At 41.6% G+C, this 13834-nt stretch carries 11 protein-coding genes; 10 read left to right on the top strand and 1 reads right to left on the bottom strand.

Annotated features, from left to right (window positions below):
* The first annotated feature begins 502 nt into the window (after positions 1-502).
* The 6 genes from HT689_RS07415 to HT689_RS07390 are packed head-to-tail and all read left to right on the top strand — an operon-like array spanning position 503 to position 4207.
* Positions 503-709 (top strand): hypothetical protein, encoded by a 207-nt coding sequence (locus tag HT689_RS07415; protein ID WP_173225962.1) that lies wholly within the window; start codon positions 503-505, stop codon positions 707-709.
* Complete coding sequence (locus HT689_RS07410; protein WP_173225964.1) at positions 706-900, top strand: hypothetical protein; 195 nt, start codon at positions 706-708, stop codon at positions 898-900. The genes HT689_RS07415 and HT689_RS07410 overlap by 4 nt, the downstream gene beginning before the upstream one ends.
* Positions 887-1771: an ABC transporter ATP-binding protein gene (locus HT689_RS07405; RefSeq protein WP_173225966.1), complete on the top strand. Its 885-nt coding sequence runs from the start codon at positions 887-889 to the stop codon at positions 1769-1771. Before HT689_RS07410 ends, HT689_RS07405 begins: the two co-directional genes overlap by 14 nt.
* Before the next feature lies 1 nt (position 1772).
* Positions 1773-2510 (top strand): ABC transporter permease, encoded by a 738-nt coding sequence (locus HT689_RS07400; protein ID WP_173225968.1) that lies wholly within the window; start codon positions 1773-1775, stop codon positions 2508-2510.
* Complete coding sequence (locus HT689_RS07395) at positions 2510-3607, top strand: sensor histidine kinase (protein WP_173225969.1); 1098 nt, start codon at positions 2510-2512, stop codon at positions 3605-3607. Before HT689_RS07400 ends, HT689_RS07395 begins: the two co-directional genes overlap by 1 nt.
* Positions 3608-4207, top strand: coding sequence for a response regulator transcription factor (locus HT689_RS07390; protein ID WP_173225972.1), 600 nt, complete (start codon positions 3608-3610; stop codon positions 4205-4207).
* A 387-nt stretch (positions 4208-4594) separates the two neighbouring features.
* Here HT689_RS07390 and HT689_RS07385 read toward each other — a convergent pair whose 3' ends face one another.
* A complete protein-coding gene (locus HT689_RS07385; RefSeq protein WP_173225974.1) occupies positions 4595-5761 on the bottom strand; it encodes an IS30 family transposase in 1167 nt (388 codons plus the stop codon).
* 313 nt (positions 5762-6074) lie between these two features.
* Between HT689_RS07385 and rpsL the strand changes: the two genes are divergently transcribed.
* The 4 genes from rpsL to HT689_RS07365 all read left to right on the top strand — a co-directional run bounded on the left by rpsL (position 6075) and on the right by HT689_RS07365 (position 13833).
* Positions 6075-6488 carry a 30S ribosomal protein S12 gene (gene rpsL / locus HT689_RS07380; protein ID WP_001142332.1) on the top strand — a complete coding sequence of 138 codons (414 nt, stop codon included), beginning with the start codon at positions 6075-6077 and terminating at the stop codon, positions 6486-6488.
* A gap of 19 nt (positions 6489-6507) precedes the next feature.
* Positions 6508-6978 carry a 30S ribosomal protein S7 gene (rpsG, locus tag HT689_RS07375; RefSeq protein WP_000087873.1) on the top strand — a complete coding sequence of 157 codons (471 nt, stop codon included), beginning with the start codon at positions 6508-6510 and terminating at the stop codon, positions 6976-6978.
* A 278-nt stretch (positions 6979-7256) separates the two neighbouring features.
* Complete coding sequence (gene fusA, locus HT689_RS07370; protein ID WP_000090345.1) at positions 7257-9338, top strand: elongation factor G; 2082 nt, start codon at positions 7257-7259, stop codon at positions 9336-9338.
* A 103-nt stretch (positions 9339-9441) separates the two neighbouring features.
* Positions 9442-13833, top strand: a complete 4392-nt coding sequence (locus tag HT689_RS07365; protein WP_173225976.1) for a PolC-type DNA polymerase III — start codon at positions 9442-9444, stop codon at positions 13831-13833.
* The last annotated feature ends 1 nt before the right edge of the window (position 13834 follow it).

Below are 13834 nucleotides of genomic sequence, written 5' to 3'. Positions count from 1 at the left end.
ATCCTGTCTTCCCGATACATTACAGAGATAGGTGAGTGTGTATTTTATAACTAGATATTATATACATTAAGAGAGAATCAGTTTGGTTCTCTCTTTTTTGATTTTCAGCAATTCATTTTGATCGCGTATATGTTTTTGTTTCCTGATTTGTTCAATGAATACTGTAGTTTAGGTACATAAATTAAAATTTAACAGATTGTATAATTCTTACAAACTTTTAAGAAAGTAATTGAAGAGTTTTTTAGTCCCACCTATAATATATGTGTTTGTCTGATAAAAATTTCTACTCTTTTTGATTTTAAATAAGTATTAGTTTACATTATGGTGTGAATTGGGTTTGATATCTCTTTTGAGGAGGCCGCCTTAGATTTTTCTACTTGTGTTTTATTGTATAGTGTATCTTTCTTGTTTTGAACAGAATCTTTTATGACATTTGTCATATTTCCTAGTGACAGAAGCATCTAGCTCCGCTAACTTCAAAGGGCTATAATTGAAGTATGAAATGGAGGAAGAAGAGATGAGAAATAAAATGATTATAGCAGTGAGTTTAGTAGCAGCAGGAGTTATGACCTATCTCATGTTCTCAGGATTGGACGAGGGTTTCTACCATTTTCCTTGGGAGCTCTTTGCTGGCTTTGGAATGATGTCTTGGCTTGTCAGAGAAGGTTTGAAATTAGTCTCAGATATGAAAAAGGAGTTTGAAAAATGAAAAAAGCGTTTCTCTATCTTTTTATTGGATTATCACTAGTGGTATGGTTGGTAGAAATGTTTACAGGTTGGTTTGATCAAGCCTTCCTTCACCAATTCATCCGTGGTGCCTGGGGACTAGGATTTATGATTTTTATCGCATTTCCTATGGAAGAGGAGTGGTTGAAAGGAGAATCTCATGACTGTGATTAAAGTTGAGAAATTGTGTAAGAAAATAAAAGACAAGGAGATCTTGCGGAACATCTCCTTTGAAATCAAGGATGGTGAATGTGTAGCCTTGATTGGTCCCAATGGTGCTGGTAAGACAACACTTCTGGCCTGTTTGCTCGGAGATAAAGTGGTCACCAGTGGTCAAGTATCTATTCAAGGTTTACCAGTGACGAGTTCTAAGTTAAATTATACTAGGGCTTATCTCCCTCAAGAAAATGTGATTGTACAGAAATTGAAGGTTAAAGAGTTGATTGCTTTCTTTCAAAGTATTTATCCAAATCCTTTGAGCGAGCAAGAAATTGATCAACTATTGCAGTTTGACAAGCAACAAAAAGAACAATTGGCAGAAAAATTATCAGGCGGTCAAAAGCGTCTTTTCTCTTTTGTCTTAACTTTAATTGGGCGACCAAAGTTAATCTTTTTAGATGAGCCTACTTCAGCCATGGATACTTCAACTCGTCAACGTTTTTGGGAGATTGTTCAGGATTTAAAAACACAAGGAGTCACCATTCTCTATTCGTCCCATTATATTGAGGAAGTGGAACACACCGCAGACCGCATTTTGCTCTTAAATAAGGGAGAGTTGATTCGAGATACGACACCTCTAGCCATGCGTAGTGAGGAGATTGAAAAGCACTTTATCCTTCCTCTAGCATATAAAGAAGTTGTCGAACAGTCAAACTTGGTTGAAAACTGGTCACAAAAACAAGATGCCCTACAAGTAGTCACACGCGAAGCAGACTCTTTCTGGGAACTATTAGTTCAAGCAGGATGTAGCATACAAGAAATTGAAGTCAATAATCGTAGCTTGCTGGATACAATCTTTGAAGAAACACAGAAGGGAGATGACTAAGATGAAACGATGGATTGCACTAAACAAGATAGAATTTCTATTGACCAAACGACAATTAGTCTATTATCTATTATCCGTAGGGATGCCGACAGCCTTCTATTTATTCTTTTCAGGCATGTACCAGGACACACCAGGTGGATCGGCTAATTTTATGCGCGACTACCTCATCTCCATGACGGCTTTTTCCATGATGTCGACAGCTATGTTTTCATTCCCAGCTGTTTTACATACCGATAAAATCAACAACTGGCAGAAAACATTGCGCCATACCCCTGTAAATATGGTAGAATATTATCTATCAAAGATAACAAGTATGATGGTTGATTATTTGGTCTCAATTTTGGTTGTTTTCTCAGTTGGGCACTTGGTCAGAGGTGTGGATATGTCTTTAGGAAGCTGGATTGGGGCTGCGTTCTTGCTGATAGTAGGAAGTGTAGCTTTTGTAGCGCTTGGCTTGACCTTGACACTCTTGCCTTCTAGTCAGCTGATGTCTGTCGTGGGCAATCTTCTCTATCTAGGCTTGGCTGTTTTAGGTGGACTCTGGATGCCCATCTCTTTATTTCCAGACTGGATGCAAGCAATCGGGAAGTGCCTACCAACTTATCAGTTGATGGAGTTGCTCAAGACCTTCTTAAACGAGGGTAGCATCAATCTATCAGCCACAGTTTATCTACTTGTTTTTTCAGCAGTTTTGTTTGGTTTGACCATTTACCTTCAAGGTCATAAGGAGAATGCTTAATGCTTGAAAGACTGAAAAGCATACACTATATGTTTTGGGCCAGTTTAATTTTTATGATTTTCCCCATCCTACCTGTAGTGACTGGGTGGCTTTCTGCCTGGCATTTATTGATTGATATTCTATTTGTAGTGGCATATTTGGGTGTTTTAACAACTAAGAGCCAGCGCCTATCTTGGCTATATTGGGGTCTCATGCTGACTTATGTAGTTGGGAATACTACCTTTGTTGCTGTTAATTATATCTGGTTCTTCTTTTTCCTATCCAATCTCTTAAGTTATCATTTCAGCGTAGATGGTTTAAAGTCTTTACATGTCTGGACTTTTCTTCTTGCTCAAGTCCTTGTTGTGGGCCAACTGTTGATTTTTCAGAGAATCGAAGTTGAGTATCTATTCTATCTACTTGTAATTCTTGCTTTTGTTGATTTGATGACTTTGGGCTCGGTTCGGATTCGTATTGTGGAGGATTTGAAAGAAGCTCAGGCTAAGCAAAATGCCCAGATAAATCTATTGCTTGCCGAAAATGAACGCAGTCGTATCGGTCAAGATTTGCATGATAGTTTGGGACATACCTTTGCTATGTTGAGTGTCAAGACAGATTTAGCCTTGCAGTTATTTCAGATGGAGGCTTATCCACAGGTGGAAAAGGAATTAAAAGAAATTCACCAGATCAGTAAGGATTCCATGAATGAAGTGCGAACCATTGTGGAAAATCTTAAGTCTAGAACTTTGACATCCGAACTAGAGACTGTGAAAAAGATGTTAGAAATTGCTGGAATTGAGGTGGAAATAGCTAATCAACTAGATACAGCTAGCTTAACTCAGGAATTGGAGTCAACGGCTTCCATGATTTTGCTTGAATTAGTGACCAACATCATCAAACATGCTAAAGCGTTTAAAGTCTACTTAAAATTAGAACGGACAGAGAAAGAACTCATTTTAACAGTGAGAGATGATGGCTGTGGCTTTACTTCTATAAAGGGGGATGACCTCCATACAGTTCGAGATCGTGTTCTTCCATTTTCGGGAGAAGTAAAGGTAATTAGTCAGAAACAACCGACAGAAGTGCAAGTTCGACTACCTTATAAGGAGAGAAAGTAGATGAAAGTATTAGTCGCAGAAGATCAAAGTATGTTGCGAGATGCTATGTGCCAGTTGCTTGCCTTTCAAGCAGATGTAGAGTCTGTCTTACAAGCCAAGAATGGGCAAGAAGCAATCCAACTCTTAGAAAAAGAGTCCGTAGATATTGCCATTCTTGATGTAGAGATGCCTGTGAAGACTGGCCTCGAAGTCTTGGAATGGCTTCGGGTAGAAAAGCTAGAAACAAAGGTGGTTGTAGTGACGACTTTCAAGCGCCCAGGGTATTTTGAACGTGCAGTCAAGGCTGGAGTAGATGCTTATGTCTTGAAAGAAAGAAGCATTGCAGACCTCATGCAAACTTTGCATACTGTCCTCGAAGGAGGCAAGGAGTATTCGCCTGAATTGATGGAAGTGGTGATGACGCATCCCAATCCATTAACAGAACAAGAGATTGCTGTTTTAAAGGGAATTGCTCAAGGCTTGTCTAACCAAGAAATTGCAGATCAACTTTATTTATCAAACGGAACAGTCCGAAACTATGTCACCAATATTCTTTCAAAACTAGATGCAGGTAATCGAACAGAGGCAGCTAATATAGCGAAAGAATCTGGTTGGTTGTGATACTATCATAACTCGAAAACCATTATGTGCTAAAATTGAAGGGATTGAATGGAACAATACTAACTTTAGGAGAGGGGGAATTCCTCCTTTTTGTTTACTCTAAGGTGGTACCACGTAGCTAAAATTAGCTAAAATCGTAAATTCCCAAACTAAGTTCCACCGCTAATCCAAGTGGAAGTTAGTCTGATAAAAATAGAAAAAACCAGTGGAAATCCGTGTCAGGGTAAGTTCCACTGGTTTTAATCATGCTTGATTTCATCGCTTTTGTAACCAAAATGAATCGAAAAAAAGAGCGCATAAAATCCCCTCATCTGAAAGCGTTTCAGATTAAGTTCCGCTATAGTGGAAGTTAGTGTGAGACGTTTGAATGCGGTTAAAGGTTAGTTTTTAGAACTTATGTTGGAATAATGTAGACGATTGATAGACGTCTTCTGCAGGTATTTTAGAAATGCCAAGAAGCTTAGGAATCTCTTCTCCATAGGTAAATGCAAAGAGTTCATAGGCTGACTTTCCATTCAAAGCAGCACGTTTGACACTGTTGACATGCGAACAAACGAGATTGATGTCCTCTTGAGTTAAATTGTCAAAAGAAGTTCCTTTAGGTAGAATGTCGCGAATCAGCGTGTGATTTTTCTCAATTCTCCCTTTCTGGTCAGAGCGATTAGGGTCACAAAAGAAGAGTTTACTCTCTCCTCGCACATCCATTTCGATATCATCGACTCTGGCAAACTCTCCACCATTATCGGTAAGAATGACAGGGAAGAGTTGGAAGAAATCTTTGTCAGCTTGGTGAAGAGTGTTCTTGATGTCATAGAGGTGTTTGGTAACCTCAAGGGCAGTTTTATTATCCAGCAGTCTAGCGAAGATAAAGTTACAGAAAGATAGATTGAAGGTGAGTAGGACTTTACCTCCCATTCTGCCCATAACTGTATCCATTTCCAGCCAAGAGTCTAGTTGATTCAGTGCTAAATAGTTTTGGAAATCCTCATAGGAACGGCCTTTTTTAGCTTCTTTAGGGATGGAAGGTAGCTTACTTTTTCTTCTTTCTTTAAATTTAACGGCTCTAGCAAGATCAATAGGAGCGATAGACAAGTATCCTTTTCGGATGTGTCGATAGACGGTTGAGGAGCTAACATCAAGGTTATGAGTTTTGAGGATATGATAGATGTGTTGTCCCTTTTTAACACCCTCAGAAATGACTTTATCCATGTCCCAGAAAGTCTTAGAATTGAGAGGAGTTCCTTCACGAGCTTCGACAAGAGTTTGTTCGTATTGTTTTTGAGCTTGCTTAGCGAGGTATAAAATCTTCTTATAGCCACAGTTTTGTCTTCTTTTAGGGCAACCATTACAGACAAAGGGAGCTTTGTCGAGTAAAGGGCAAGGAAGGTTATGGCATGTAGACTCTCGGACCTGTCTGTTTCGTTTGACTTCTTTGGAAACAGTAGTTGGGTCTTTTAGAATAAGTTGCCCGATAGCTTTGAAGGTTTCACCGCGCTCTAAGCCCAGTTGGATATCATTACGGTCTGAAAGGGTAAGGTGTTTATGTTTTGACATAGTTAGCCTCATTTCTAACTCAAACGTCTCACACTTAATTCCACCATAAAAATCCGTTTTAGACTAATTTCCACTTCGGTCAGGCAAGTGGAAGTTACTTTGAGAAGTTACCCAGTGAAAAGATTAGCAATAAAAAAGAAAAATATCTTGACAACCAATGGAAAATTTTGTTACAATAATAGACGGTACTTTTTACTTTTGGTCTCTCAAGAGTGTACAGGGACGTGCTGACAAATGTTGCAAAAGTACACACAGATGATAGCTGTCACCAAGTGTATCATCACCAAAAATAAAAAAACACAGGAGAATGTAGATGCCTACAATTAACCAATTGGTTCGCAAACCGCGTAAATCAAAAGTAGAAAAATCTAAATCACCAGCTTTGAACGTTGGTTACAACAGTCATAAAAAAGTTCAAACAAACGTTTCTTCACCACAAAAACGTGGTGTTGCAACTCGTGTTGGAACAATGACACCTAAAAAACCTAACTCAGCCCTTCGTAAATTCGCTCGTGTACGTTTGAGCAACCTTATCGAAGTTACTGCCTACATCCCAGGTATCGGACACAACTTGCAAGAACACAGCGTGGTTCTTCTTCGTGGTGGACGTGTAAAAGACCTTCCAGGGGTACGTTACCATATCGTCCGTGGTGCACTTGATACTGCAGGTGTTAACGATCGTAAACAAGGCCGTTCTAAATACGGTACTAAACGTCCAAAAGCATAAGGAAAGGGGATAAAGAGAAATGAGTCGTAAAAATAGAGCTCCAAAACGTGACGTATTGCCAGATCCGCTTTACAATTCACAACTAGTTACTCGTCTTATCAACCGCGTTATGCTTGACGGTAAACGTGGTACAGCTGCTTCAATCGTTTACGGTGCTTTTGAGCAAATCAAAGAAGCTACTGGCAACGATGCACTTGAAGTATTTGAGACAGCTATGGAAAACATCATGCCTGTACTTGAAGTACGTGCACGCCGTGTTGGTGGTTCTAACTACCAAGTCCCAGTTGAAGTTCGTCCAGAACGTCGTACAACACTTGGACTTCGTTGGTTGGTAACAATCGCTCGTCTTCGTGGTGAACACACAATGCAAGACCGTCTTGCAAAAGAAATCTTGGATGCTGCTAACAACACTGGTGCAGCTGTTAAGAAACGTGAAGACACTCACCGTATGGCTGAAGCTAACCGTGCATTCGCACACTTCCGTTGGTAAGATTAAGATACTAAGGGCGTTAAAAAAGCGACTGAAAATTAGGAAGCTTGACGAAGAATCGAAGATTCTAGGAGAGCTTATCTATTTTCCGAGCTTTTAGCCCGGGTTCAAATTAGCTAAATCGATTAGTATTAGCTATAACTCAACTTACCAGCTCGTAAGTTGAAACCAACAATAGCATGAAAAGATTGAGAACGGGTAGGTCCTGCCTATCCGTTTTTATTAAAATCGTGTTATAATAGAATAGAAATCAAAAATAAATAGGAGAAACAAACCTCATGGCACGCGAATTTTCACTTGAAAAAACTCGTAATATCGGTATCATGGCTCACGTCGATGCTGGTAAAACAACTACAACTGAGCGTATCCTTTACTACACTGGTAAAATCCACAAAATCGGTGAAACTCACGAAGGTGCGTCACAAATGGACTGGATGGAGCAAGAGCAAGAGCGTGGTATCACTATCACATCTGCTGCAACAACAGCTCAATGGAACAACCACCGCGTAAACATCATCGACACACCAGGACACGTGGACTTCACAATCGAAGTACAACGTTCTCTTCGTGTATTGGATGGTGCGGTTACCGTTCTTGACTCACAATCAGGTGTTGAGCCTCAAACTGAAACAGTTTGGCGTCAAGCAACTGAGTATGGAGTTCCACGTATCGTATTTGCCAACAAAATGGACAAAATCGGTGCTGACTTCCTTTACTCTGTAAGCACACTTCACGATCGTCTTCAAGCAAATGCACACCCAATCCAATTGCCAATCGGTTCTGAAGATGACTTCCGTGGTATCATCGACTTGATCAAGATGAAAGCTGAAATCTATACTAATGACCTTGGTACAGATATCCTTGAAGAGGACATCCCAGCTGAATACCTTGACCAAGCTCAAGAATACCGTGAAAAATTGATTGAAGCGGTTGCTGAAACTGACGAAGAATTGATGATGAAATACCTCGAAGGTGAAGAAATCACTAACGAAGAATTGAAAGCTGGTATCCGTAAAGCGACTATCAACGTTGAATTTTTCCCAGTATTGTGTGGTTCTGCCTTCAAGAACAAAGGTGTTCAATTGATGCTTGATGCGGTTATTGACTACCTTCCAAGCCCACTTGACATCCCAGCAATCAAAGGTATTAACCCAGATACAGACGCTGAAGAAACTCGTCCAGCATCTGACGAAGAGCCATTTGCAGCTCTTGCCTTCAAGATCATGACTGACCCATTTGTAGGTCGTTTGACATTCTTCCGTGTTTACTCAGGTGTTCTTCAATCAGGTTCATACGTATTGAACACTTCTAAAGGTAAACGTGAACGTATCGGACGTATCCTTCAAATGCACGCTAACAGCCGTCAAGAAATCGACACTGTTTACTCAGGTGATATCGCTGCTGCCGTTGGTTTGAAAGATACTACAACTGGTGACTCATTGACAGATGAAAAAGCTAAAATCATCCTTGAGTCAATCAACGTTCCAGAACCAGTTATCCAATTGATGGTTGAGCCAAAATCTAAAGCTGACCAAGACAAGATGGGTATCGCCCTTCAAAAATTGGCTGAAGAAGATCCAACATTCCGCGTTGAAACAAACGTTGAAACTGGTGAAACAGTTATCTCTGGTATGGGTGAGCTTCACCTTGACGTCCTTGTTGACCGTATGCGTCGTGAGTTCAAAGTTGAAGCGAACGTAGGTGCTCCTCAAGTATCTTACCGTGAAACATTCCGCGCTTCTACTCAAGCACGTGGATTCTTCAAACGTCAGTCTGGTGGTAAAGGTCAATTCGGTGATGTATGGATTGAATTTACTCCAAACGAAGAAGGAAAAGGATTCGAATTCGAAAACGCAATCGTCGGTGGTGTGGTTCCTCGTGAATTTATCCCAGCGGTTGAAAAAGGTTTGGTAGAATCTATGGCTAACGGTGTTCTTGCAGGTTACCCAATGGTTGACGTTAAAGCTAAGCTTTACGATGGTTCATACCACGATGTCGACTCATCTGAAACTGCCTTCAAGATCGCAGCTTCACTTGCTCTTAAAGAAGCTGCTAAATCAGCACAACCAGCTATCCTTGAGCCAATGATGCTTGTAACAATCACTGTTCCAGAAGAAAACCTTGGTGATGTTATGGGTCACGTAACTGCTCGTCGTGGACGTGTAGATGGTATGGAAGCACACGGTAACAGCCAAATCGTTCGTGCTTACGTTCCACTTGCTGAAATGTTCGGTTACGCAACAGTTCTTCGTTCTGCATCTCAAGGACGTGGTACATTCATGATGGTATTTGACCACTACGAAGATGTACCTAAGTCAGTACAAGAAGAAATCATTAAGAAAAATAAAGGTGAAGACTAATCAGTTCTCACTCTAGAAGGAAGTCACTTAGTGGCTTCCTTTTGTCTTTAGAAAATACCTCTAAGTATGGTAAAATAGTAGGAGAATAATGTGAGGAAAATGAATGTCAAACAGTTTTGAAATTTTGATGAATCAACTGGGGATGCCTGCTGAAATGAGGCAGGATCCTGCTTTATCACAGGCCGATATTGAGCGAGTTGTGGTTCATAAAATTAGTAAGGTATGGGAGTTTCATTTCGTATTTTCTAATATTTTACCGATTGAAATCTTTTTAGAATTAAAGAAAGGTTTGAGTGAGGAATTTTCTAAGACAGGCAATAAAGCTGTTTTCGAAATCAAGGCTCTGTCTCAAGAATTTTCAAATCAACTCTTGCAGGCCTATTATAGAGAGGCTTTTTCTGACGGGCCGTGTGCTAGTCAAGGTTTTAAGTCCCTTTATCAAAATTTGCAAGTTCGTGCGGAGGGCAATCAGCTATTTATTGAAGGCTCTGAGGCGATTGATAAGGAACACTTTAAGAAGAATCATCTTCCTAATTTAGCGAAACAACTTGAACAATTTGGCTTTCCAACTTTTAATTGTCAAGTAGAGAAAAATGATGTGCTGACCCAAGAGCAGGAAGAGGCCTTTCATGCTGAAAATGATCAGATTGTTCAAGCGGCCAATGAGGAAGCGCTCCGTGCTATGGAACAACTGGAACAGATGGCCCCTCCTCCTGCGGAAGAGAAACCAGCCTTTGATTTTCAAGCGAAAAAAGCTGCAGCTAAACCCAAGCTAGATAAGGCGGAGATTACTCCTATGATCGAAGTGACGACGGAGGAAAATCGTCTGGTCTTTGAAGGGGTTGTGTTTGATGTGGAGCAAAAAGTAACCAGAACAGGGCGTGTTTTGATCAACTTTAAAATGACAGACTATACTTCCAGTTTTTCGATGCAAAAGTGGGTTAAAAATGAGGAAGAAGCTCAGAAATTTGACCTTATCAAGAAGAATTCTTGGCTCCGAGTTCGTGGGAATGTGGAGATGAATAACTTCACACGCGATTTGACTATGAACGTGCAGGATGTGCAGGAAGTTGTTCACTATGAGCGGAAGGATTTGATGCCAGAAGGTGAGCGTCGGGTTGAGTTTCATGCTCATACTAATATGTCGACCATGGATGCTCTACCAGAGGTCGAAGAAATCGTTGTGACAGCTGCTAAGTGGGGACACAAGGCTGTTGCTATCACGGACCATGGGAATGTCCAGTCCTTCCCACACGGCTATAAGGCGGCCAAAAAAGCGGGAATCCAGCTAATCTATGGTATGGAAGCCAATATCGTGGAGGACCGTGTCCCTATCGTCTATAACGAAGTGGAGATGGACTTGTCAGAAGCGACCTATGTGGTCTTTGACGTGGAAACAACGGGTCTATCAGCCATCTATAATGACTTGATTCAGGTTGCAGCCTCTAAGATGTACAAGGGGAATGTCATTGCCGAATTTGATGAATTTATCAATCCCGGGCATCCCTTGTCAGCTTTTACTACTGAGTTGACTGGAATTACAGATGATCATGTCAAAAATGCCAAGCCACTGGAACAAGTTTTGCAAGAATTCCAAGAATTTTGTAAAGATACGGTACTAGTTGCCCACAATGCGACCTTTGACGTTGGCTTTATGAATGCCAATTATGAGCGTCATGGTCTTCCAAGGATTAGTCAGCCAGTGATTGATACGCTGGAGTTTGCTAGAAACCTTTATCCTGAGTATAAGCGTCATGGTTTGGGGCCTTTGACCAAGCGTTTTGGTGTGGCCTTAGAACATCACCACATGGCCAATTACGATGCGGAAGCTACTGGTCGTTTGCTTTTCATCTTTATCAAAGAGGTGGCAGAAAAACATGGTGTGACGGATTTAGCTAGACTCAATATTGATTTGATTAGTCCAGATTCTTATAAAAAAGCTAGGATTAAGCATGCGACTATTTATGTCAAGAATCAGGTAGGCCTAAAAAATATCTTTAAGCTAGTTTCTTTGTCCAATACTAAGTACTTTGAAGGGGTACCACGGATTCCGAGAACAGTTTTAGATGCTCATCGAGAGGGCTTGATTTTAGGTTCAGCTTGCTCTGAAGGTGAAGTTTTTGATGCAGTTGTTTCCCAGGGCGTGGATGTGGCGGTTGAGGTGGCCAAGTATTATGACTTTATTGAGGTCATGCCACCAGCTATCTATGCTCCCTTGATTGCTAAGGAGCAGGTCAAGGATATGGAGGAACTCCAGACTATTATCAGGAGTTTGATAGAGGTCGGCGACCGTCTTGGCAAGCCTGTTCTGGCTACGGGAAATGTTCACTATATCGAACCGGAAGAAGAGATTTATCGTGAAATTATCGTCCGTAGTTTGGGACAGGGGGCTATGATTAACCGAACTATCGGTCATGGAGAACATGCCCAACCAGCACCACTTCCAAAGGCTCATTTTAGAACGACTAATGAGATGTTGGATGAATTTGCCTTCTTGGGAGAGGAACTGGCTCGTAAACTGGTTATTGAAAATCCCAATGCCTTAGCAGAAATCTTTGAACCCGTTGAGGTTGTTAAGGGTGACTTGTACACGCCTTTCATCGACAAGGCTGAAGAAACAGTTGCTGAGTTGACCTATAAGAAAGCTTTTGAGATTTATGGAAATCCGCTGCCAGATATTGTTGATTTGCGGATTGAAAAAGAATTGACTTCTATTCTGGGGAATGGATTTGCTGTGATTTATCTGGCATCGCAGATGCTGGTGCAACGTTCCAATGAACGGGGTTACTTGGTTGGTTCTCGTGGATCTGTCGGTTCCAGTTTCGTTGCGACCATGATTGGGATTACAGAGGTCAATCCTCTATCTCCTCACTATGTCTGTGGTCAGTGTCAGTACAGTGAGTTTATCACAGACGGTTCTTACGGATCAGGTTTTGATATGCCCAATAAGGACTGCCCAAAATGTGGTCATAAACTCAGCAAAAACGGACAGGATATTCCTTTCGAGACCTTCCTTGGTTTTGATGGAGACAAGGTTCCCGATATTGACTTGAACTTTTCGGGAGAGGATCAGCCTAGCGCCCACTTGGATGTGCGTGATATCTTTGGTGAGGAATATGCCTTCCGTGCAGGAACGGTTGGTACGGTGGCTGCCAAGACTGCCTATGGATTTGTCAAGGGTTACGAGCGAGATTATGGCAAGTTTTATCGTGATGCAGAAGTGGAACGTCTCGCTCAAGGTGCTGCTGGTGTCAAACGGACAACAGGCCAACACCCGGGGGGAATCGTTGTTATTCCTAACTACATGGATGTTTACGACTTTACGCCTGTCCAGTATCCAGCGGATGATGTGACGGCTGAATGGCAGACTACTCACTTTAACTTCCATGATATCGACGAGAACGTCCTCAAACTCGATGTACTGGGACATGATGATCCGACCATGATTCGAAAACTCCAGGACTTGTCGGGGATTGATCCTAATGAAATTCCTATGGATGACGAAGGTGTGATGGCCCTCTTTTCTGGGACGGATGTGCTAGGTGTGACACCTGAGCAAATCGGTACGCCGACAGGCATGCTGGGGATTCCAGAGTTTGGAACCAACTTTGTCCGAGGCATGGTAGATGAAACGCATCCGACGACTTTTGCAGAATTGCTTCAGTTGTCAGGGTTATCTCACGGTACCGACGTTTGGCTTGGAAATGCTCAAGATCTGATTAAGCAAGGGATTGCGGATCTGTCGACCGTTATCGGTTGTCGGGACGACATCATGGTTTACCTCATGCATGCTGGTCTCGAGCCTAAGATGGCCTTTACCATCATGGAACGGGTACGTAAGGGCTTGTGGCTCAAGATTTCAGAAGAGGAACGCAATGGCTATATCGAAGCTATGAAGGCTAATAAGGTGCCAGAGTGGTATATCGAGTCCTGTGGGAAAATTAAGTACATGTTCCCTAAAGCCCATGCGGCAGCCTACGTTATGATGGCCTTGCGTGTAGCTTACTTCAAGGTTCACCATCCCATTTATTATTACTGTGCTTACTTCTCCATTCGTGCTAAGGCTTTTGATATCAAGACTATGGGGGCGGGCTTGGATGCTATCAAGCGCAGAATGGAAGAAATTGCTGAAAAACGGAAGAACAATGAAGCCTCTAATGTGGAAATTGACCTCTATACAACTCTTGAGATTGTCAATGAGATGTGGGAGCGTGGTTTCAAGTTTGGAAAACTCGATCTCTATCGTAGTCAGGCGACAGAGTTCTTTATCGATGGGGATACCCTCATTCCGCCATTTGTAGCAATGGATGGTCTGGGAGAGAACGTTGCCAAGCAGCTAGTGCGAGCGCGTGAAGAGGGAGAATTCCTCTCTAAAACAGAACTACGCAAACGCGGTGGCCTCTCATCAACCTTGGTTGAAAAGATGGATGAAATGGGTATTCTTGGAAATATGCCAGAGGATAATCAGTTGAGTTTGTTTGATGAGTTGTTTTAAA

The sequence above is a fragment of the Streptococcus sp. 2342 genome, from assembly GCF_013276795.1.
Taxonomy (GTDB): domain Bacteria; phylum Bacillota; class Bacilli; order Lactobacillales; family Streptococcaceae; genus Streptococcus.
This window is presented reverse-complemented; position numbering and strand designations above follow the sequence as displayed.